Origin of the sequence: Caulobacter endophyticus (genome assembly GCF_003116815.1) — a bacterium.
GTDB lineage: Bacteria > Pseudomonadota > Alphaproteobacteria > Caulobacterales > Caulobacteraceae > Caulobacter > Caulobacter endophyticus.
This window is the reverse complement of sequence record NZ_QDKQ01000056.1, coordinates 122,300-142,541: the sequence shown is the minus strand read 5'-3', so window position 1 is coordinate 142,541 and position 20,242 is coordinate 122,300. Positions and strand designations below refer to the sequence as shown.

Annotated in this window: 18 protein-coding genes; 4 read left to right on the top strand and 14 right to left on the bottom strand. The window is 68.7% G+C overall.

The annotated features are described in order from the left end of the window. Nucleotides 1-13: 13 nt before the first annotated feature. The 13 genes from DDF67_RS16320 to rpsF all read right to left on the bottom strand — a co-directional run bounded on the left by DDF67_RS16320 (nucleotide 14) and on the right by rpsF (nucleotide 14,753). Nucleotides 14-1,522, bottom strand: a complete 1,509-nt coding sequence (locus DDF67_RS16320; RefSeq protein ID WP_109101905.1) for a methyl-accepting chemotaxis protein — start codon at nucleotides 1,520-1,522, stop codon at nucleotides 14-16. Between the two features lie 269 nt (nucleotides 1,523-1,791). After that, nucleotides 1,792-2,541, bottom strand: a complete 750-nt coding sequence (locus tag DDF67_RS16315; protein ID WP_109101904.1) for an SDR family NAD(P)-dependent oxidoreductase — start codon at nucleotides 2,539-2,541, stop codon at nucleotides 1,792-1,794. A gap of 37 nt (nucleotides 2,542-2,578) precedes the next feature. After that, a complete protein-coding gene (locus tag DDF67_RS16310; protein WP_109101903.1) occupies nucleotides 2,579-3,562 on the bottom strand; it encodes a bile acid:sodium symporter family protein in 984 nt (327 codons plus the stop codon). 143 nt (nucleotides 3,563-3,705) lie between these two features. Then, nucleotides 3,706-5,208 (bottom strand): amidophosphoribosyltransferase, encoded by a 1,503-nt coding sequence (gene purF, locus DDF67_RS16305; protein WP_058346411.1) that lies wholly within the window; start codon nucleotides 5,206-5,208, stop codon nucleotides 3,706-3,708. Continuing rightward, nucleotides 5,205-5,828: a CvpA family protein gene (locus tag DDF67_RS16300; protein ID WP_109101902.1), complete on the bottom strand. Its 624-nt coding sequence runs from the start codon at nucleotides 5,826-5,828 to the stop codon at nucleotides 5,205-5,207. Before DDF67_RS16300 ends, purF begins: the two co-directional genes overlap by 4 nt. Next, nucleotides 5,825-7,207, bottom strand: coding sequence for a DNA repair protein RadA (gene radA / locus DDF67_RS16295; RefSeq protein WP_109101901.1), 1,383 nt, complete (start codon nucleotides 7,205-7,207; stop codon nucleotides 5,825-5,827). The genes DDF67_RS16300 and radA overlap by 4 nt, the downstream gene beginning before the upstream one ends. A gap of 77 nt (nucleotides 7,208-7,284) precedes the next feature. Further along, nucleotides 7,285-8,367: an alanine racemase gene (gene alr / locus DDF67_RS16290; RefSeq protein WP_109101900.1), complete on the bottom strand. Its 1,083-nt coding sequence runs from the start codon at nucleotides 8,365-8,367 to the stop codon at nucleotides 7,285-7,287. Nucleotides 8,368-8,427: 60 nt separating this feature from the next. Then, the gene (locus DDF67_RS16285) at nucleotides 8,428-9,114 is read right to left on the bottom strand and encodes a MarC family protein (RefSeq protein WP_109101899.1); all 687 of its coding nucleotides are present in this window, start codon (nucleotides 9,112-9,114) and stop codon (nucleotides 8,428-8,430) included. Between the two features lie 72 nt (nucleotides 9,115-9,186). Further along, nucleotides 9,187-10,707 carry a replicative DNA helicase gene (locus tag DDF67_RS16280; protein ID WP_109101898.1) on the bottom strand — a complete coding sequence of 507 codons (1,521 nt, stop codon included), beginning with the start codon at nucleotides 10,705-10,707 and terminating at the stop codon, nucleotides 9,187-9,189. 145 nt (nucleotides 10,708-10,852) lie between these two features. Continuing rightward, nucleotides 10,853-13,261: a TonB-dependent receptor plug domain-containing protein gene (locus DDF67_RS16275; protein ID WP_109101897.1), complete on the bottom strand. Its 2,409-nt coding sequence runs from the start codon at nucleotides 13,259-13,261 to the stop codon at nucleotides 10,853-10,855. 193 nt (nucleotides 13,262-13,454) lie between these two features. After that, a complete protein-coding gene (gene rplI / locus DDF67_RS16270; RefSeq protein WP_109101896.1) occupies nucleotides 13,455-14,036 on the bottom strand; it encodes a 50S ribosomal protein L9 in 582 nt (193 codons plus the stop codon). Between the two features lie 13 nt (nucleotides 14,037-14,049). Beyond that, entirely contained in the window at nucleotides 14,050-14,331 is a 282-nt protein-coding gene (rpsR, locus tag DDF67_RS16265) for a 30S ribosomal protein S18 (protein ID WP_109101895.1), read from the bottom strand. Nucleotides 14,332-14,345: 14 nt separating this feature from the next. Continuing rightward, nucleotides 14,346-14,753, bottom strand: coding sequence for a 30S ribosomal protein S6 (gene rpsF, locus DDF67_RS16260; RefSeq protein ID WP_109101894.1), 408 nt, complete (start codon nucleotides 14,751-14,753; stop codon nucleotides 14,346-14,348). 235 nt (nucleotides 14,754-14,988) lie between these two features. On the opposite strand from rpsF, the gene DDF67_RS16255 reads away from it, so the two are divergent. The 3 genes from DDF67_RS16255 to DDF67_RS16245 all read left to right on the top strand — a co-directional run bounded on the left by DDF67_RS16255 (nucleotide 14,989) and on the right by DDF67_RS16245 (nucleotide 18,451). Further along, nucleotides 14,989-15,498: a DUF2059 domain-containing protein gene (locus tag DDF67_RS16255; RefSeq protein ID WP_158278066.1), complete on the top strand. Its 510-nt coding sequence runs from the start codon at nucleotides 14,989-14,991 to the stop codon at nucleotides 15,496-15,498. 56 nt (nucleotides 15,499-15,554) lie between these two features. Further along, nucleotides 15,555-16,208 carry a hypothetical protein gene (locus tag DDF67_RS16250; RefSeq protein WP_109101892.1) on the top strand — a complete coding sequence of 218 codons (654 nt, stop codon included), beginning with the start codon at nucleotides 15,555-15,557 and terminating at the stop codon, nucleotides 16,206-16,208. 146 nt (nucleotides 16,209-16,354) lie between these two features. Then, nucleotides 16,355-18,451 (top strand): TonB-dependent receptor, encoded by a 2,097-nt coding sequence (locus DDF67_RS16245; RefSeq protein ID WP_109101891.1) that lies wholly within the window; start codon nucleotides 16,355-16,357, stop codon nucleotides 18,449-18,451. Between the two features lie 130 nt (nucleotides 18,452-18,581). Here DDF67_RS16245 and DDF67_RS16240 read toward each other — a convergent pair whose 3' ends face one another. Beyond that, nucleotides 18,582-19,118, bottom strand: a complete 537-nt coding sequence (locus DDF67_RS16240) for a peroxiredoxin (protein WP_109101890.1) — start codon at nucleotides 19,116-19,118, stop codon at nucleotides 18,582-18,584. 174 nt (nucleotides 19,119-19,292) lie between these two features. On the opposite strand from DDF67_RS16240, the gene fabD reads away from it, so the two are divergent. After that, the gene (gene fabD, locus DDF67_RS16235; RefSeq protein ID WP_109101889.1) at nucleotides 19,293-20,237 is read left to right on the top strand and encodes an ACP S-malonyltransferase; all 945 of its coding nucleotides are present in this window, start codon (nucleotides 19,293-19,295) and stop codon (nucleotides 20,235-20,237) included. Nucleotides 20,238-20,242 lie beyond the last annotated feature (5 nt).

Genomic DNA, 20,242 nt, shown 5'->3' with positions numbered 1-20,242 from the left:
GGGCGGGAGGAGCCTAGAACTCCTCCCACTCCTGTTTGACGGCGACGGAGCCCGAACCTGGGCGGAACGACTGGGCGATGCGGGTCTGGGCGGCGGCGACCGGGTTGTCGGGCATGTGGCGCGCGGCCGGGCGGGGTGCGACGTGCGCGGCGGGCTGCTCGATGCGGTGGCCGGTCTCGAAGCGCGAGACCAGCTCGGCCAGCGACGAGGCCTCGTTGCGCAGGCAGGCGGCGGCCGCGGTGGCCTCCTCGACCATCGCCGCGTTGCGCTGGGTCACCTGGTCCATCTGGTTGATGGCGGTGTTGACCTGATTGAGGCCCGACGACTGCTCATGGGCCGACTGGGCGATCTCGGAGATCAGGGTGTCGATCTCGGCGATGCGGCCGACGATGCCGGTCAGCGACTGGCCGGTGTCGCTCACCAGCTTGGCGCCACGATCGACCTGGGCGCTGCTGTTGGCGATCAGGGTCTTGATCTCCTTGGCGGCCTCGGCCGAGCGCTGGGCGAGCGCCCGCACTTCCTGAGCCACGACCGCGAAGCCTCGGCCGGCTTCGCCGGCCCTGGCGGCCTCGACGCCCGCGTTGAGGGCCAGGAGGTTGGTCTGGAAGGCGATCTCGTCGATGACGCCGATGATCTGGCCGATCTTGCCCGAGCTCTGCTCGATCTCGCCCATGGCCGCGATCGCGTCGCGCATGATCTCGCCCGAGCGGGTGACTTCCTGGCGCGTGGTGGAGGCGGCGGTGGAGGCCGCGCGAGCCCCCTCGGCGCTGCGGCGCACGGTGGCGGTGATCTCGTCCAGGGCCGCGGCGGTCTCCTCCAGAGCGGCCGCCTGCTGTTCGGTGCGCTTGGAGAGGTCTTCCGAGGCCGTGGTGATCTCGTTGGAGCCGTTGTGCACGCCCTGGGTCGAGCCGCCGATCTCGGTCATGGCCTGGCGCAGGGACTGGAGGGCGGCGTTGTAGTCGCTCTTGATCGAGGCGAAGCGGCCGTCGAAGGCGGCCGTGATGTCGGCGGTCAGGTCGCCGCCGGCCAGGCGTCGAAGGTTGTCGGCCAGGGTCAGCACCACCGCGCCCTGTTCGGCTTCGGTCTTGCGCAGGGCCTCGTTGGCCAGCCGCTCGTGCTCGGCCTGAGTGATGTCGGTGCAGAACTTGATGACCTTGCAGGGCTTGCCGCCGGCGTCGAACACCGGGTTGTAGGCGCCCTGGATCCAGATCTCGACGCCGCCCTTGCCCTGGCGCTGGAACTTGCCGGCGAAGAACTCGCCGCGGCCCAGGTTCAGCCAGAACTGCTTGTACTCGTCGCTGCGGGCGAAGTCCGGATCGGCGAACATGCTGTGATGGCGGCCGCGGATCTCGTCCAGCGAGTAGCCCACCGTCTTCAGGAAGTTGGTGTTGGCGGTCAGGATGGTGCCGTCGAGCTCGAACTCGATGACGGCCTGGGAGCGATGGATGGCCGCGACAGTGGCCTCCAGCTCGGCGAGACGCTCGTCGGCCGCATTGCGACCACGCTTGAACGAGAACGGCATTTGTCCAAACCCCGAGGACCGCGCCGGATCAGCGCTGCATCCTTAGGGTGAGGTCGCGAGTCTTATTCCATGCTTAACGAGAGCTGGTTTCCGAAAGCGTCATCTGCGTCAGGTTGTCGCAGTTTCGTGTCTTCGGGTCATGTGTCGTGGAGTCGACCATCAGCTTGACCGCAGAAAATCCGTATTTTCCGTCAGGTCCGGAAGTTTGCGGATCTATCTGTATTTCGCGCCGCCCAACTGAACCTGCGAATGTTTACGAGGTTCAGCTATCATCCAACGCTTGCTGACTCTTGACCTCGCTCCTTGAAGCGGACGACGCCCTTGGGCGGCTCGCGGTCAGGGCTAGCCAGGTCGACGACGAAGGGCGCGATCTCGGCCGGATCCTGCACGGTGGCCGGATCCTCGCCCGGGAAGGCGCCGGCTCGCATCTTGGTGCGCATGGCGCCGGGATCGATGCAGAAGGCGCGGACCCTGGTGTTCTCCATCTCGTCGGCATAGCAGTCGACGATGGCCTCCAGGCCCGCCTTTGAGGCGGCGTAGGCGCCCCAGAAGGCGCGGTGGCTTTTAGCGACGCTGCTGGTCAGGAAGATGGCCCGGCCGGCGTCGGAGGCGCGCAGCAGCGGGTCCATGGCCCGGATCAGCCGCCAGTTGGCCGTCAGGTTGGTCGATAGGATCATGTCCCAGCCCTTGGGGTCCAGGTGCCCGACCGGGGTCAGGGCGCCCAGCACGCCGGCCGCGCCGACCAGGATGTCCAGCCGGCCGAAGCGCTGGTGCAGGGCCGCGCCCAGGTGGTCCAGGCCGTCGGCCTCGCGCAGGTCCAGCGGAACCAGGGTGGCGTGCTCGCCGGTGGCGGCGAAGATCGCGTCGTCCAGGGCCTCCAGCGCGCCCTGGGTGCGGCCCAGGGCGATGACGTGGGCGCCGGCCTTGGCCAGGCCCAGGGCGATGGCGTTCCCAATGCCGCGCGTGGCGCCGGTGACGAGGGCGATGCGGCCGGCCAGCGGCGTGTCGGTGGGGGTCATGAGCGTTTCCTACGCCTCTTGCGGGCGATAATTGAGGTCAGGCCTCGTCGGCCGGGCGCGCGGCGTAGCGCTGCGCCAGGACCGAGCAGGCCATCAGCTGGATCTGGTGGAAGATCATCAGGGGCAGCACCAGCACGCCGGCGGTGGCCCCGGGAAACAGGATGCCGGCCATGGGCACGCCGGTCGCCAGGCTCTTCTTGGAGCCGCAGAACACGATCGCCACCTCGTCGGCCTTGGAGAAGCCCAGCAGGCGCGCGCCCCACATGGTGGCCAGCATGACCAGGGTCAGCAGGACGCCGCAGACCAGCAACAGGGTGATCAGCTCCAGCGGCGAGACCTTGCGCCACAGGCCCTCGACCACGGCGGCGCTGAAGGCCGAATAGACCACCAGCAGGATCGAGCCGCGGTCGACGCGGCCCACCAGGGTCTTGTGCTTCTCGATCCACTTGCCGACCAGCGGCCGGGCCAGTTGGCCGGCCACGAACGGCACGAGCAGCTGGATGATGATCGACTTGATCGAGTCCCAGCCGCCGACGTCGCCGTGGGCGTTCATCAGCAGGCCGACCAGCACGGGGGTCAGGAAGATGCCGAACAGGTTCGAGGCCGAGGCCGCACAAACGGCGGCGGCGACGTTGCCGCGCCCGATCGAGGTGAAGGCGATCGACGACTGCACCGTCGAGGGCAGGCAGGCCAGGAACACCATGCCCGCCGCCATGGTCGGGGTCAGCACGCCCACCTTGCTGATCGCCAGGCCCAGGATGGGGAACAGCACGAAGGTGAAGGCCAGGATCGTCAGGTGCAGGCGCCAGTGGGTGATCCCGGCGATCACGGCCTCGCGCGACAGCTTGGCGCCGTGCAGGAAGAACAGCAGGGCGATGGCGATCTTCACCACCCACCCCGTCACTTCCGCGGCCTGGCCCCGCACCGGCAGGAACGAGGCCAGCACCACCATGCCGAACAGGGCGATGATGTAGGCGTCGATTTTCAGCTTCGAGAGGACGGCGGAGACGGGATTGGCCAAGAAGCGACTCTCAAATGGATCGTCGCCCGGTTCGTCCGGGCGTTCCGAGCGGCCGGAAGATCAAGGTGAGCGGGCCGCATACCGGGGGTAGCGCAGCTTGGGCCCTCCAAACAAGTCGGAGGGCCCCAGAAGCAGGCGAAAGCCTAGGCGCTGACCAGCAGCGACAGCTGCTTCTCGGCCTGGTCGTTGCGGCCTTCGGCGATCTCGCGGTCGGTCAGGCGCGTCGGATAGTCGCCGGTGAAGTAGTGGTCGGTGAACTGCGGGGCGACCGGATCGCGCGGGGCGCAGTCCAGGGCCTCGTACAGGCCTTCGACCGACAGGAAGCCCAGGCTGTCCACTTCCAGGAACTTGGCCATCTCTTCGAGCGACTTGGTGGCCGCCAGCAGCTGTTCGCGCTCGGGCATGTCGATGCCGTAGAAGTCGGGCCACTTGATCGGCGGGCTGGCCGAGCGCAGGTGCACTTCCTTGGCGCCGGCCTCGCGGACCATGCGCACGATCTTCAGCGAGGTGGTGCCGCGCACGATCGAGTCGTCGATCAGGATGACGCGCTTGCCTTCCAGCACGGCGCGGTTGGGGCTGTGCTTCATGCGCACGCCCAGTTCGCGAACCCCTTGCGTCGGCTGGATGAAGGTGCGGCCCACATAGTGATTGCGGATGATGCCCAGGTCGAAGGGCAGGCCGCTTTCGGCCGCATAGCCGATCGCCGCCGGCACGCCGCTGTCGGGCACCGGCACCACGACGTCGGCCTCGACGCCGGTCTCGATGGCCAGGCGGCGGCCCATGCGCTTGCGCACCTCATAGACCGAGCGGCCGTTCACGACGCTGTCGGGACGGGCGAAGTAGACGTATTCGAACACGCAGGGGCGGGCGGCCGGGGCCGCGAACGGGCGTAGAGACTTCACGCCGGTGTCGCTGATCACCACCATCTCGCCGTGCTCGACGTCGCGCACGAAGCGGGCGCCGATCATGTCGAGGGCGCAGGTCTCCGAAGCCAGCACCGGCTTGCCGTCCAGGTCGCCCAGCACCAGCGGGCGGATGCCCAGCGGATCGCGCACGCCGATCATCTTCTTGTTGGTGATGGCCACCAGGGCGTAGCCGCCTTCGATCTGGCCGATGGCGTCGATGAAGCGGTCCACGATCTTGGCTTTGCGCGAGCGGGCGATCAGGTGAAGGATCACCTCGCTGTCCGACGTCGACTGGAAGATCGCGCCTTCCTGCACCAGGCGCTCACGCAGGGTCAGGAAGTTGGTCAGGTTGCCGTTGTGGGCCAGGGCCAGGCCGCCGGTCTCGAGATCGGCGAACATCGGCTGGACGTTGCGAATGAAGCTGCCGCCGGCCGTGGAGTAGCGGGTGTGGCCGATGGCCATGTTGCCCGGCAGGCGCTGGACGAGGTCGGCGCCGGTGAAGGCGTCGCCGACGTGGCCCATGTGGCGCTCGGTGTGAAAGCGGCTGCCGTCGAAGGCGGCGATGCCGCAGGCTTCCTGGCCTCGGTGCTGCAGGGCGTGCAGGCCAAGCGCGGCGATGGCGGCGGCGTCACGGGCGCCGAACACGCCGAACACGCCGCATTCAAGGCGCAGCGTGTCGTCCTCGGGATCGCGCCAGGGCGCGGACGAGAAGCGGTCGGTCGACTGGCCGATAGACGTCATTGCGATTTCTCCACCAGGTCGTCGAGCTTCCGACGCTGGTCCTTATCATAGCCTTCTTCGCCGCGTTCGGCGTCGGACGGTTTGTCGCTGGCCCCGTCGCGGACGGCGTCCTCGATGGCGGGGGCCAGCTTGCCGGCCAGGCCCGCGCCCTTCGGTGCGAAGACCTTCAGCACCCGGGCGCTGGCCTCCGACAGCGGATAGAACATCGACTCCGACACCCAGGCCGGCACGCGTTCGCGCGGCGTGGCCATGTGGAAGACGAGGTTGAAGACGCCCAGCACCACCAGCGCGCGCAGCAGGCCAAAGCCCAGGCCGATGAGGCGGTCGAGCAGGCCCAGCGTGCCGTCGGCGTGCAGGGTCTTGGTCAGCTGGGCGCCGATCAGGCGCATGATGACGAAAGCGACGACGAAGGTGACCAGGATGGCGGCCGCCGTGGCCGCCCAGTCCGGGTCCATGAATTCGCGGAAGAGCGGGCCGGTCAGGCGCAGGCCCAAGAGGGCCACCACGGCGGCGAGGATGAACGACAGCGCCGAGGTCAGTTCCCGCGAGGCGCCGCGGAAGAAGCCGACGGCGCCGGAAACCAGCAGGATCAGTCCGGCGATGATGTCGAACGGCGTCACGCGTGCGAGCTCCAGATGTCGTTCTCGATTCGACGGACCGCGTCGGCCAGGCGCGCCGCGCCGGCCACCGGCAAGGCGCCGCCGCCTTCGGGCAGGCCCGACAGCGGTCCCAGCGCGCGGCCGAACCCGAGCTTGGCGGCTTCCTTCAAACGCGACTCCATTCGGCTCACGGGCCGGATCTCGCCGGAGAGGCTGACCTCGCCGAACACCACGCAGTCCTGCGGCAGGGCGACATCGAGGGCCGAGGAGGCCAAGGCGGCCGCCGCCGCGAGGTCGGCGGCGGGTTCGGTGATCCTCAGCCCGCCGGCGACGTTCAGATAGACGTCCTTGTCGCCAAAACCAAGGCCGCAGCGAGATTCGAGCACCGCCAGCACCATCGCCAGGCGTCCGGAATCCCATCCGACCACGGCGCGTCTGGGCGTTCCGTACGCGGAAGGCGCGACCAGGGCCTGGAATTCGACCAGGACGGGACGCGATCCCTCGATGCCGGCGAACACCGCAGCCCCCGCCGCGCGCTCGCCGCCTTCGTTGAGGAACAGGGCGGAAGGGTTCTTCACCTCGCGCAGGCCCACGTCGCCCATCTCGAACACGCCGATCTCGTCGGTGGCCCCGAAGCGGTTCTTGGCGCCGCGCAGGATGCGGAACGGATAGCCGCGCTCGCCCTCGAAGCTCAGCACCGCGTCGACCAGGTGCTCGACCACGCGCGGGCCGGCGATCTGGCCGTCCTTGGTGACGTGGCCGACCAGCAGGATCGCCACGCCCTGCTTCTTGGCCAGGCGGACCAGCTCGGTGGCGCAGGCGCGCACCTGGGTCACGGTGCCTGGACCGGCCTCGTGGGCGTCGCTCCACATGGTCTGGATCGAGTCGATGACCACCAGGTCGAACTTGTCGCGCTTCAGCCCGTCGAGGATGTCGCGCAGGCTGCTTTCGGCGGCCAGCTTCACCGGCGTGCCGGCCAAGCCCATGCGGTCGGCGCGACCGCGGATCTGCTCGACGGCCTCTTCGCCCGAGATGTAGGCGCAGGAGACGCCGCGGCTCGAGGCGTTGGCGCAGACCTGCAGCAGCAGGGTCGACTTGCCCACGCCCGGGTCGCCGCCGATCAGGATGGCCGAGCCGGGCACCACGCCGCCGCCGCAGACCCGGTCGAACTCGTCGACGCCGGTCAGGATGCGGGGCGGGGCGGGCGTGTCGCTTTCCAGGCCGGCGAACTGCAGGCCGCGCGAGCGCGTGGCCTTGGTGGTCGACATGGCGCCGGGCGGGCGGACGCCGACCTCCTCGACGAGGGTGTTCCAGCTCTGGCAGGCCGGGCATTGCCCCGCCCACTTGGTCTGGACCGCGCCGCAGGACTGGCAGGCGTAGGCGGCGCTGTCGCGGGCCATGGGGTCTCCTGATTCTCGACTGTGTGGAGACTACAGGCTGGCGATCGCCTGCGCCAAAGCCGGACGCAGGCTAAGTCTCAGGCCTCGCCCAGCACCACGCGGCGGGCGCGGCCGGCCAGGCGGACCAGCAGTTCGTAGGCCGTGGTGCCCGCCGCGGCGGCGGCCTCGTCGACCGGCAGGTTGGGGCCGATCAGCTCGACCAGGGCGCCGGGACGCGCCGCGTCGCAGTCGGTGACGTCGATGGCGATCAGGTCCATCGACACCCGGCCCAGGAGCCGCCGTCGCGCGCCGTCGAACCACACGTGGCCGGCGGGGCTGGAGCTGCGCAGCACGCCGTCGGCATAGCCGCAGGCCAGCACCGCCACGCGCGTCGTCTCGCTCGCCGTGAAGGCCGCGCCGTAGCCGATCGACTCGCCGCGCGGCACGACCCGCACCTGCAGGATCGGCGCTTCCAGCGTCGCCACGGCCTTGATCCGCGCGTCGGTCACGTCGCGCGGGCCGCCGCCGTAGAGGGCGACGCCGGGCCGGCACTGGTCGAAATGATAGTCGCCGCCCAGGAACACGCCGGCCGAGTTGGCCAGGCTCCGGCGGGCGCCTGGGAACAGGGCCGCCGCATCGGTGAAGCGGGTCAGCTGGCGGGCGTTCAGCGGATGCTCCGGCTCGCCGGCGCAGGCCAGGTGGCTGATCACCAGAGAGACGTCCAGGTGCTTCAGCCGGTCCATCGAGGCGGTCAGCACGGCGGCTTCTTCATGGCGCAGGCCAAGTCGGTTCATGCCGGTGTCGACATGGATCGCCGCTTCCAGCACCCCCTTGCCGGCCTGGCTGTTCCAGGCCTCGACCTGGGGAAGGCTGTTGAGCACCGGGATCAGGCCGGCCTGGACCAGGGTCGGGCCCGAGCCCGGCGTCGCCCCGTCCAGCACGTGAATTTTCGCCTCGCGATCGCCCAGCGCCTTGCGCAGCGCCACGCCTTCGGAGAGCCGCGCCACATAGAAGGCGCGCGCGCCCTCGTCCCACAGGCGGCGGGCGACGAGGCCCGCGCCCAGGCCATAGCCGTCGGCCTTCACCGCCGGCGCCAGTTCGGCGTCGCGGGCCTCAGCCTTCAGCGTGGCGTAGTTGGCCGCTAGGGCGTCGAGGTCGAGGGTCAGGCGGGCTTCGGTCACGGCTGCGGAGGTAGCCGACCCGCGCCCGCAAGGCCAGTGCAGATGCTGTGGAGATGCGGCCTAGCGCGTCGCCAGGAACTGCCCCACCAGCGCCTCGACCCCGCTGGCGACGATCTGCACGCCGATGCACATTAGGAGGAACGCCATCAGCCGCGACATCACGCGCGCGCCGTTCACGCCCAGGAAGGACAGGACCCGGTCCGAGGCCCGGTAGAACACCCAGACCATCAGGGCGATGACGGCGACGGCCAGGCTCGCGCCCATGAAGAACGGGATCACCGAGTGGCCCTCGGCCGGACGCTGCGACGACAGGGCGATGGCCACCGAGATCGCGCCCGGTCCCGTCGTGAACGGCATGGTCAGGGGGAAGAAGGCCATGTCCTCGGCCCGCGCCTTGGCGGGCGAGGCGGCCTGGTCGGCCTTGCGCTCCTCGTGCGCCTCGGGGGCCATCAGCAGGGCCCAGGCGCGGATGGCCACCACCAGCCCGCCGGCCACCCGCAGGGCGCCCAGGCTGACCCCGAAGAAGTTGAGCACATAGCCGCCCAGCAGCAGCGAGCCCAACAGGATGAAGAAGGCGTAGAGCGCGATGGTCGGCGCCAGGCGCTTGCGGGTCTCGGCCGGATGATCGGCCAGCATCTGGTGGAAGATCAGCGCCGCCCCGACCGGATTGACGATCGAGAACAGGGCCGGAAAGGCCAGCAGGAACGCCCCGACGAAGGTCGAGACGGGCAGGGGGCTGAATTCCATGACGCGCGCTCGACTCCTGAATCGCGCGCCGAGCGTTGCCCGACGCGCATCCAGAGGTAAAGCGCCAGGCGGCTATTCGTCGTCGCCCGACCGCATCTGGTGGAAATAGTGGTCGCGCGAGAGATTGCCGAAGCGAGTGGTGTCGCTGTTGAACGACAGGCGCACGGTGCCGATGGGACCATGACGCTGCTTGGCGATGATCACCTCGGCCAGGCCTTGCAGCTTGTCCATTTCCTCTTGCCAGGTCAGGTGCTCGGGCGTGCCTTCGCGCGGCTCGGCGCGGCCCACGTAGTAGCTTTCGCGGAACACGAACCACACCATGTCGGCGTCCTGCTCGATCGAGCCGGATTCACGAAGGTCCGACAGCTGCGGGCGCTTGTCGTCGCGGCTTTCGACCTGACGCGACAGCTGCGACAGCGCGATGACCGGGCAGGCCAGCTCCTTGGCCAGGGCCTTGAGGCCCATGGTGATCTGCGAGACTTCCTGCACGCGGCTGGCGTTGGAGCCAAGGTCCGAGCCGGTGACCAGCTGGAGGTAGTCGACCACGATGAGGTCGAGGCCCACCTGGCGCTTCAGGCGCCTGGCCCGGGCGGTCAGCTTGGCGATCGAGATGCCGCCGGTGGCGTCGATGTAGAGCGGCGCTTCCTGCAGCTCCATGGCCGCGTCGCGAACGCGCCCGAACTCGGAAGCGTCGATCTCGCCCTTGCGCAGCTTGTCGCCCGACACGCCCGAAGCGTCGGCCAGCATACGCAGGGCCAGCTGCTCGGCGCTCATTTCCAGCGAGTAGAAGGCCACCACGCCGCCGTTGACGGTCTTGCGGCTGCCGTCGGGCTGGGGCTCCCAGGCGTACTTCTTGGCGACGTTGAAGGCGATGTTGGTCGCAAGCGCCGTCTTGCCCATCGACGGGCGACCGGCCAGTACGATCAAGTCGGACGGGTGAAGGCCGCCGATCTTCTGGTCGAGGTCGATCAGGTCCGAGGCCAGGCCCGACATGCCGCCGTCGCGCTGGAACGCCTCGGCGGTCATCTCGACGGCGCCGCGCAGGGCGTCGCCGAAGCTGACGAAACCCGAGCTGGCGGTGCCGCTTTCGGCCAGGGTGTAGAGCTGCTGTTCGGCCGCTTCGATCTGGTCGCGGGCCGGGCGCTTCTCGTCGCCGTGGCCATGGGCGGCCGAGGCGATCTCGCCGCCGATGCGGATCAGGTCGCGGCGCAGGGCGAGGTCGAACACGGCCCGGGCGTAGTCGCCGACATTGGCGGCCGGCGGGGCGCGATCCACGAGGTCGGCCAGGTAGCGGATGCCGCCCAGTTCCTCGAAGGCCGGATCGCGCTTGAACTCGTCGGCCAGCAGGATCGGCTCGGCCAGCTGGCCCTTGCGGATGTGAGTCTCGATCGACTGGAACAGCCGCTGGTGGAAGGGCTCGTAGAAGTGACGGCCCTGCAGGCTGTCGGTCAGCCGCTCATAGGCCGAGTTGTCGTACAGCAGCACGCCCAGCAGCGCCTGTTCGGCTTCCAGGTTGTGCGGCGCGACGGCAATGACGGGAGCATCCTGCACCGGCGGGCGCAGATCGAGAGCGGGTACGAGAGACATCGCCATAAGTTAACGCGATCGACGTCCGGGCGCTCGGAAGAGCATCGTGAACGGCGAAGATGAATGGGGATGTTCTGTGTATATCTCTGTGGGGCGACAAAAGGGGACGCAGCCCTGGCTGCGTCCCCTTCGGTGTTTACCCTAGGTCAGCTTACCAGTTGTAGCTGAGGCGGGTGTAGAGGAACCGGCCGTTGAAGCCGAACGGCGAGTAGTTCGGGAAGCCCACCACGCCGCTGGTGCTGTTGACGGCCGCGGGGGTGCGGTTGGGGTACTCGTCGAACAGGTTGTTGGCGCCCACAGCCCAGGTCACCCTGTCGGCGAAGGTGCGGCGGGCTTCCAGGTCGATCACCGCCTTGCGACCGGTCCAGTAGTCCAGCGAGGCCGTGGCGTTGGGCTGCAGCACCGTGCCGTAGCCGGTCAGCTTCAGCGTCGCGCCCCACGGGCCCTTGCTCCAGTCGCCGCTGGCCACGAACTTGGTGCGCGGGGTGCCGCGTTCGAAGGTCTGGACGTTGACGCGGGCGAACAGGGCCGGCGGGACCGGCAGCGACGACAGGGTGTTGGTCGTCGGCAGTCGGGTGACCTCGGTCTCGTTGTAGTTGCCCGCCAGGGTCAGGTCGAAGCGGCCGGCCTCGGCCGCGTCGAGGCGGTAGCGCACCACCACGTCCACGCCCTTGGTCGTGGTGTCGACGCCGTTGATGAAGAACCGCGCGGTCGTCACGCCGTAGGGGGCGAGCAGGGCGTAGATCGCCTGCTGGGTCGCCGTGCCGGTCGCGCTGCCCTGGATGTTCTCCGAGAGCACGATGCGGTTGTCGATATCGATCTGGTAGGCGTCGACCGTCACCTCGAACGGGCCGCGGTGATAGACCAGGCCCAGCGAGTAGTTCTTGCTCTCTTCCGGCTCCAGCGCCTTGGCGCCCAGCACGGCCGAGACCGGGCTGGTGGCCGGGAAGGTGCCGACCTCGGTGGCCGTGCCGCTGATGATGTTCGTCGAGGTGGCGGTGAAGTACTGCTGCTGCAGGGCCGGGGCCCGGAAGCCGGTCGACACCGCGCCGCGCACGGCGAAGCCGTCGGCGATGTCGTAGCGGGCGGCGATCTTGCCGGTCGTCTTGGTGCCGAAGTCCGAATAGTCCTCGAAGCGCGCGGCCACGTCGACGTCCAGCTTGTCGGTCACCTGGCTGTCGAGGTCGACATAGAAGCTGTAGTTGTCGCGGCTGACGTCGACGGCGTTGCTCGGGCGGAAGCCCGGGAAGCCCTGCGCGCCGGCCGCCAGGCCGTTATAGCCGCCGTTGGCCCACGAGGCGGTTTCGCCGGCGACGATTTCGTGGCTTTCCTTGCGGTACTCGGCCCCGAAGGCCAGGGTCGAGGGCTGGGCGAAGGCGGCGATGGTCAGCGGGCGGGTGACGTCCAGCGAGGCCACCGCCTGGCGGTAGCGCATCGAGCCGGCGTCGAACGAGGTCGGCGAGGCCGGCCCGTACGAGGCGTTCAGGCTGTCCTTGACGCCGTAGTCGATATCGTTCTGGCCATAGGTGACGCTGGCGTCGATCGTGTAGGCGCCGGCCTGGCCCTTGGCGCCGAAGGCGGCGTTGTAGTCGTCGATATCGGTGACGATCTTGGGCAGGAAGCCGCTGGGATAGATCGCCAGGATGTTGCCGGCGTTGTTGGAAAGGCGCGGGAAGGCCGCGCTTTCGCCGTCGCGGTGCTGGTAGCCCAGCCAGCCATAGGCCTTCCAGGTCTCGCCGATCGGAACGCCGGCGTTGGCGAACAGCGACTTGCTCTCGACCTCGGCGTCGCCGTAGCGGCCGGTGACGACGCCCGGGCTGAAGGCCGACGAGACGTCGCTGCGGTTGGTCGGGTTGCGCTTGGACCAGTCGGCGGTGACCGTCAGGTAGCCGTCCTCGCCGATGCCGAAGCCCTGCCAGACCGAGGCGGTGTAGGTGACGCCGTCATTGGCCTTGCGGCCGTCGGTGTCGCGGGCGGTCTTCACCTCCGTGTCGTAGATCCCGTAGCTGGCGGTCGCGCCGCCGCCGCTGCGGGCCTCGCGCAGGCGCAGGTTGACGACGCCGGCGATGGCGTCCGAGCCGTACTGGGCCGCGGCGCCTTCACGCAGGATCTCGACGCGGTCGAGGGCGGCGGTTGGGATGGTGTTGAGGTCGAAGGCGGCCGAGCCGCGACCGACCGAGCCGTTGACGTTGACCAGGGCGGCGGCGTGGCCGCGCTTGCCGTTCAGCAGAACCAGGGTCTGGTCGGGCGCCAAGCCCCGCAGCGTGGCCGGGCGCACCGAGTCGGTGCCGTCCACGGCCGACGGGCGCGGGAAGTTCAGCGACGGCGCCAGGGTCGACAGCGCCTGGGCTAGTTCGGTCGAGCCCTGCCGGGTCAGGGCCTTTGAGTCGACCACGTCGACCGGCGAGACGGTGTCGAGACGCGAGCGGCCCGCGGTGCGGGTGCCGGTGACGACGACTTCCTCGACGGCGATCTGGTCGTCCGGGGTCTGAGCTTGGGCGGTGGAGACCGCCAGGGCCGAAGCCGAGGCGGCGGCGAGCAGAAGCAACTGAGTACGCATGGAGTAATCCCCTCGAAACGCTGTCGGTCGGGGGCGCGTTCGCGTCTCTTCTGGCCGACAGGCGGTTAGACGCGATCAACCTGCGCGAACGTGGGTCGTCCTACAATCTGAGCAATTCTAGGTTTCGGCGCAGAAAAAAACGGCGCGGATTGCTCCGCGCCGTTTCTCATTCGTCTGCGAAGGACCTGACGGATCAGGCTTCGTAGTCGCCTTCCTGGGCGCCGGCGCCGCCTTCCAGGAGGTCCTGGGCGGCTTCGGCGTCGGCCAGACGCTCTTCTTCGAACTGCGAGGCGATGACGTTTTCGCCGCGCGCTTGGCGCTCGGCTTCGTCGGCGCTGCGCGCGATGTTGAGGGTGACCGTGACGGTCACTTCAGCGTGCAGCTTCACCTTCACTTCGTGGACGCCGAGCGTCTTGATCGGCTTGTCCAGCACGATCATCGAGCGGTCGACCTTGCCGCCTTCGGCCTTGATGGCGTCGGCGACGTCACGGCCAGCGACCGAACCGTACAGCTGGCCGCTTTCGCCAGCCTGACGGATCAGGACGTACTGGGTGCCGTCCAGCGAGTCACCGGCCTTGCCGGCCGATTCACGGTTGCGGACGTTGCGCGCTTCGATTTCGGCGCGCTGCACTTCGAAGGCCTTCAGGTTCGCCGCGTTGGCGCGGAGAGCCTTCTGACGGGGCAGCAGGAAGTTACGGGCGAAGCCGTCCTTCACGGTGACGACGTCGCCGAGGACGCCCTTGCCTTCGACTCGTTCGAGCAGGATCACTTTCATCGTGGCGTCTCCCTTACTTCACGACGTAGGGGAGCAGAGCCAGGAAGCGGGCGCGCTTGATGGCCTTGGCCAGTTCGCGTTGCTTCTTGGCCGACACCGCGGTGATGCGCGACGGAACGATCTTGCCGCGCTCGGAAACGTAACGCTGCAGCAGCTTCACGTCCTTGTAGTCGATCTTCGGAGCGTTGGCGCCCGAGAACGGGCAAACCTTGCGGCGACGGAAGAACGGACGGCGGGCGCCGCCGGCGGCGGCAGCGGCCGGAGCCGCGGCTTCGGGAGCAGTCGTATCGGTCATGATCTATTTCTCCCTTACGCTTGCGGCGCGAAGTCTTCGCGCGGACGCTCGGTACGCTCAGGGCGGTCCGAACGTTCGGGGCGATCGCTGCGCTCACGGTCGCGACGGGCCAGAACCGGCGACAGTTCCAGGTCCAGCTCTTCCACGCGGATGGTCATGAAACGCAGCACGTCTTCGTTGATCGACAGCTGGCGTTCCATTTCCTTCACCGCCGCCGCCGGAGCGTCGATGGCGAGCAGGGAATAGTGGCCCTTGCGGTTCTTCTTGATGCGGTAGGTGAGGTTACGCAGACCCCAGTATTCGATCTTGGCGATGTGACCACCACCTTCTTCGATCAGGGTCTTGATTTGCTCGTTGAGAGCTTCGGCCTGTTGCGGCGAGATGTCCTGCCGCGCGATGACCACGTGTTCGTAGAACGACATGTTTTCCTCTTCCGTTATGGAAGGCGGCGCGGTCGACGGCGGAAGTCCGGCGGCCACGATGGATCCTGTGCGACGAGCGGGAAAATCCCGGCCCAATGAAGGGTTCGCGCAAGACCGCCTTCCGTGAGAACGCGCGCTACTACAGGAAACTAAGGGCGGAAGCAAGGAAACGATGGGTCTTGCCCCAAGCGTCCTCTGCATCCACTGGTGCGGTTGCATTGAGGGGCTTGCAATCATGAAACGCATCGTAGCGGCCGTCGCGGCCTTTTCCATCGTCCTGGGCGCTGCCGGCCCCAGCGCAGCGTCTTCGCCGCGCGCCCGCGAACTGGCGCATCGCTACGTCTCGGCGATGGACATGAAGAAGAATTTCGCGCCGATGCTCGATAACCTGATGGCTGGCATGCTGCAGCAGCAGATGGCCTCGGCCAAGGGGGACGACGAGGCCAAGGCCCTGGTGGGCAAGGCCGTCCGGGAGGCTTTCAACGAAAGCGTCGAGGCGGGCATGCTCGACAGGATGATGGCGGCCATGGAGCCGGCGATCGCCGAGAGCTTCTCCGAAGACGAACTGCAGGCGATGGTCGATTTCTATGAAAGCCCGACCGGCCGCTCGATCATAGCCAAGATGCCCAGCTTCGGGGTCAAGTCCTCGGCCGCTGTGGTCGCGATCATGCCCGAAATGCAGGCGGACCTCGAAAGGCGCTTGCTCGCCAAGCTGGCGGCCCTCAAGTCGCAGAAGGAGAAATAGGCTTTCGCGGCGGAAGTCAGCTTGTCGTTAAGGGATCAGGTGGTTAGGGAAGGGGCATGCGGGGTGCAACCGTGAAGAGCCTGATCCTTGGCGGCGCGTTCGCGCTGTCGATGACGGCTGCCCCGGTGCTGGCCCAGGCGATCAGGAAGCCCGACCTGTCGGTGTCGTCCAACGACGGCCGCTTCACGGGCTATTCGGCCGCCCTGCCGCTCGACCTGTCGTCCGACGCCGAAAACACCACCTTCGTGGCCAAGGTCGCCGGCAGCATCGAGCAGCCCACCTACGACTTCAATCTGAACATGACGGCCAAGGCCGACCAGGGGCCCAGCCCCCGCGCCCTGGCGCTGGGCGCGTCGCTGAACAAGCGCGAGGCCGGCTTCCGCTCGTCGCTGTCGCGCCTGTTCGGGTTCGGCGACCTGCCCAAGTCCAACTATGTCAGCGTGTCGGTCGACATGAACGCCACGCGCTCGATGATCCTGCCGACCTCGGTTCCGATCGCCCGCGCCAACGTGCGTTCGGCCCTGACCCTCGACGGCCGCCAGATCGCCTCTATCGGCCTGGGCGGCGGCACCATGGGCGACGAGGGCGTCGACTTCAGCCTGATCCGCCCGTTCGACATCCCGGCCGAGTTCTCGGTCAGCGTCCGCGCCGAGGACGAACGCGTCCAGGACGGCCGCTTCATGGTCAAGCTGGTCAAGACCAACTGGTAAGCATAGGCGCAGCCGCGCCGCTTTCCCGACGATCCCCCTGATCTGCCTCTCAAGCCTGTCCGACCTGCGGGCGCCGGCGAGGGCGGGTTTGCGCCCGCGCGCGGGTCTTTCCCTCCTGGTCGCTCCACCAGAGGGGGAGCGGATACATGCGCAAGTCGGTTCTATGGAGCGTCTCGGCCGCAGCGGTGCTGGCGAGCGGGGCGCCGGTCCTGGCCCAGGAAGGGCCGGTCGCGGTCGAGGACCTGGTCGTCACCGCCCAGCGGCGCGAGCAGAAGCTGCAGGACGCGCCGGTCGCGGTCAGCGCCTTCGGGGCCAAGGCGCTGGACCAGCTGCAGATCACCCGGGCCGAGGCCCTGGGGGCTGCCGTGCCCAGCCTCTATATCTCGCAGATCAGCGCCTCGCCCTCGACGGTGCAGGTGGCCCTGCGCGGCGCGCTGGATCAGACCGGCGGCATGATCACCTCGGAGCCGCCGGTCGGCATCTATGTCGACGACGTCTATCAGGCCCGCCTGTCGGTCGCGAACCTTGACCTGGCCGACGTCACGCGGGTGGAGGTGCTGCGCGGCCCGCAGGGCACGCTCTACGGCCGCAACTCGATGACCGGCGCGCTGAAGTACGTCACCCGCCAGCCCGACGGAACGCCCGGCGGCTCGCTGGAGGCCTCCTGGGGCGATTACGGCCTGCAGCGCTATCGGGGCAGCGTCGGCGGCAAGGTCACCGACCATGTCGGCGCCACGGCCTCGGCCCTGTTCTCCGACCGCGACGGCTGGCAACGGAACACCGCCCTCAACCGCCGCGTCGGCGAGCGTCGCGACGCCGGGGTGCGTATGGCGCTCGGCCTGATCGACACCGGTCCGCTCAGCGCGACCGTCTCGGCCGCCTACGCCCGCACCGACACCGACGGCCAGCACTTCTCGCCGCTCGACCCGGCGACCCTGGCGCCCCTGGCCGGCGGCGCGTTCGGCTCGACCCGCTCGCCGATCAACACCGACACCAAGACCGAGCAGAAGAGCCTGACCCTGCACCTGGGCTACGACCTTTCCGGCGTGCAGCTCAAGTCGATCACCGCCTACCAGCGCCTCGACGACCGCTGGACGCTCGATTTTTCCGGCGGCCTGGTGACCGGCTCGGGCCTTGTTCCCGGCTTCCTGCGAGGCAGCGCCACCCAGCAGGAGCAGGCCAGCCAGGAGTTGCAGGCCCTGGGCGAGGCGTTCGAGGGGCGCCTGCAGTGGATCGGCGGCCTGTTCTGGTTCAAGGAGACCGGAACCCAGGTGCTGTCCGACACCGTCGGCTCGGGCATCTACGGCCCGTTCCCCGTGCCCCTGCTGCCGACGACGATCCACGCGACCTCGGAAAGCATCGCCGCCTACGGCCAGCTGGAGTGGCGCTTCACTCACCGCCTCAAGGGCTCGGCCGGCCTGCGCTGGACCCGGGACGAAAAGACCATCGCCGGCACGATCCAGGACGGCCTGGCCGCCTATCCGCCCAGCCTGACCAGCCGCTCCAGCGCGGGCGAGTGGAAGGTCTGGACCCCGAAGTTCAATCTTCAGTACGAGGCCAGCGACGACGTCATGGTCTATGGCACGATCGCGCGGGGCTATCGCGCCGGCGGCTTCGTGGCCCTGTCGATCGCAGAGCCGTCGATCTTCACCAAGGCCTATGATCCCGAATCCGCCTGGTCCTACGAGGCCGGGGCCAAGATCGAGGCCTTCGACCGCCGCGCCCGCCTGAACCTGGCCGCCTATGTCCAGCAGTTGAGGGACCTGCAGCAGAACGTCATCAGCAACGGCTCGATCCTGACCCAGAACGCCGCCGAGGCCCGCATCGCCGGGCTTGAGGTCGAGGCCGCCGCCACGCCGGTGAAGGGGCTGGATCTCTTCGCCTCGCTGGCCCTGACAGACGCCGAGTACGAGAAGCTCGACCCCGCAACCGCCGCCGCCCAGGCCGGGGCCAGGACCCTGCCGCTGGTCTCGAAGGTCCAGGCCCAGGTCGGCGGTTCCTGGCGCATCGAGCCGCAGGCGCTGAAGGGAGGGGCGCTCATCGTCTCGGCCGACTACAGCCACCGCGGCCCGCGCTACGCCGAGGCGACCAACGCGGAGGCTGGCCGCATCGCTTCGGTCGACCGCGTCAATGCGAGCCTTGCCTGGGAATCGCCGTCGGCGGCCTGGCGGGTGTTCGTGCAGGGCGCAATGTCTTCGACGCCAAGGACTATGTCTCCGGCGCGGTCTTCATCCCAGGCCTGATCGTCTACCGCCTGGCCGACGAGCCTGCGATGTGGAGCGCCGGGGTGAAGGTGAAGTTCTAGGCCCGACCGTCGTCATCCCGGCCGTCCGCTCCGCGGCTTCCGGGATGACGAGCGGCGGCTCGCTCCCCTTACTTCCTCTTGTAGGCCTTCACCGCGTCCATGGTCTTGGTCACGTGGCCCTGGAAGTTGAAGTCGCTGTAGGCCAGCAGGATCTTGCCGTCCGGCGCGATGACGTAGGAGGTGCGGTTGGACATGTTGTCCTTCAGCGGCAGCTTGACGTCGTAGTCCTTGATCAGGGCCGGGCTGGCGGCGGCCACCGCGAACTTGTCGCGGCAGTGTTCCTTCGAGAAGTCCTTGATCCGGTCGACATTGCCGCCGGTGACCCCGATCACGGTGGCGCCCAGCTTCTCGAACTCGGGCGTCGCCTCGGCGAACTCGTGCGCCTCGGCCGTGCAGCCCGAGGTGTAGGCGGCCGGGAAGAAATAGAGCACCACCGGCCCCTTCTTCAGAGCCTTGCTGAGCTTGAACTCGAAGTCCTTGCCGGCCAGGGCGCCGGGCGCTGTAAAGTCGGGGGCCTTGTCGCCGGGTTTCAGCGCCGCCAAAGCGGGCGCGGCGGCCAGCAGGCTGAACGCGGCCAGGGAGGCGGCGAGGGCGAGGCGTTTCATTTTGGCGACTCCGGGGAGGGGGCAGGGCGCCGTCCCGCGACGGCTTGGCCAGCAATGTGGACGTGCCCCAACGGAAAGCAAGTATCGGCAAAACAGCGGTCCGGCTTGCCCAGTCACCGGCTTTCCCCTAACCCTCCGCGCCCAAGACATTGAATCTAAGAGGAGCGGGCCGTCATGAGCATCGCCTTCATCTTCCCGGGACAGGGCAGCCAATCGGTCGGCATGGGCGTCGAGCTGGCGGAGGCCTTCGCGTCCGCCCGCGAGGTGTTCCAGGAGGTCGACGACGCCCTGGGCCAGAAGCTGTTCCAACTGATGCGCGAAGGTCCCGAGGGCGACCTGACCCTGACCGAGAACGCCCAGCCGGCCCTGATGGCCGTCTCGCTGGCGGTCACCCGTACGCTGGAGAAGGAATTCGGCGTCGGGATCGACCGCGCCGCCTTCGTGGCCGGTCACAGCCTGGGTGAATACTCGGCCCTGGCCGCCGCCGGCGCCATCAGCCTGGCCGACACCGCGCGCCTCCTGAAGCTGCGCGGCCAGGCCATGCAGCGCGCCGTGCCGGTGGGCGAGGGCGCGATGGCCTCGCTGATCGGTCCCAAGACCGACATCGCCCTGGCCGAGGCCGCCGCCGCCGCCGGCTCTGAAGTCGGCGTCTGCGTCGTCGCCAACGACAACAACAACGGCAACGTCGTGATCTCCGGCGCCAAGGCCGCCGTCGACAGGGCCATCGAGAAGGCCAAGGAACTGGGCGCCCGCGCCATTCCGCTGAACGTGTCGGCGCCGTTCCACTGCCCGCTGATGCAGCCGGCCGCCGATGAGATGGCCGCCGCCCTGGCGACCGCCACGATCCTGGCCCCGCGCGCGCCGCTGGTGGCCAACGTCACCGCCGCCCCGGTCCACGACCCGGACGTCATCCGCAAGCTGCTGGTCGAGCAGGTCACCGGCCGCGTCCGCTGGCGCGAAAGCATGACCTGGCTGGCCGGCGAGGGCGGCGTCACCCGCTTCGCCGAGGCCGGCGCTGGCAAGGTGCTGTCGGGGATGGCCAAGCGCATCGCCCCGGACGCCGAGGCGACCCCGCTGAACAGCCCGGCCGACCTGGAAGCCTTCGCCCAGTCGCTCTGATCCCG

Coding starts and splice junctions, on each gene's coding strand:
- radA (WP_109101901.1), bottom strand. CDS start 7,207: ATGGCCCGCGACAGCGCCGCCTACGCCTGCCAGTCCTGCGGCGCGGTC.
- rplI (WP_109101896.1), bottom strand. CDS start 14,036: ATGAAAGTGATCCTGCTCGAACGAGTCGAAGGCAAGGGCGTCCTCGGC.
- DDF67_RS16250 (WP_109101892.1), top strand. CDS start 15,555: ATGCGGGGTGCAACCGTGAAGAGCCTGATCCTTGGCGGCGCGTTCGCG.
- DDF67_RS16320 (WP_109101905.1), bottom strand. CDS start 1,522: ATGCCGTTCTCGTTCAAGCGTGGTCGCAATGCGGCCGACGAGCGTCTC.
- fabD (WP_109101889.1), top strand. CDS start 19,293: ATGAGCATCGCCTTCATCTTCCCGGGACAGGGCAGCCAATCGGTCGGC.
- DDF67_RS16285 (WP_109101899.1), bottom strand. CDS start 9,114: ATGGAATTCAGCCCCCTGCCCGTCTCGACCTTCGTCGGGGCGTTCCTG.
- DDF67_RS16255 (WP_158278066.1), top strand. CDS start 14,989: ATGAAACGCATCGTAGCGGCCGTCGCGGCCTTTTCCATCGTCCTGGGC.
- DDF67_RS16245 (WP_109101891.1), top strand. CDS start 16,355: ATGCGCAAGTCGGTTCTATGGAGCGTCTCGGCCGCAGCGGTGCTGGCG.
- DDF67_RS16315 (WP_109101904.1), bottom strand. CDS start 2,541: ATGACCCCCACCGACACGCCGCTGGCCGGCCGCATCGCCCTCGTCACC.
- purF (WP_058346411.1), bottom strand. CDS start 5,208: ATGACGTCTATCGGCCAGTCGACCGACCGCTTCTCGTCCGCGCCCTGG.
- DDF67_RS16240 (WP_109101890.1), bottom strand. CDS start 19,118: ATGAAACGCCTCGCCCTCGCCGCCTCCCTGGCCGCGTTCAGCCTGCTG.
- rpsF (WP_109101894.1), bottom strand. CDS start 14,753: ATGTCGTTCTACGAACACGTGGTCATCGCGCGGCAGGACATCTCGCCG.
- DDF67_RS16280 (WP_109101898.1), bottom strand. CDS start 10,707: ATGGCGATGTCTCTCGTACCCGCTCTCGATCTGCGCCCGCCGGTGCAG.
- DDF67_RS16275 (WP_109101897.1), bottom strand. CDS start 13,261: ATGCGTACTCAGTTGCTTCTGCTCGCCGCCGCCTCGGCTTCGGCCCTG.
- rpsR (WP_109101895.1), bottom strand. CDS start 14,331: ATGACCGATACGACTGCTCCCGAAGCCGCGGCTCCGGCCGCTGCCGCC.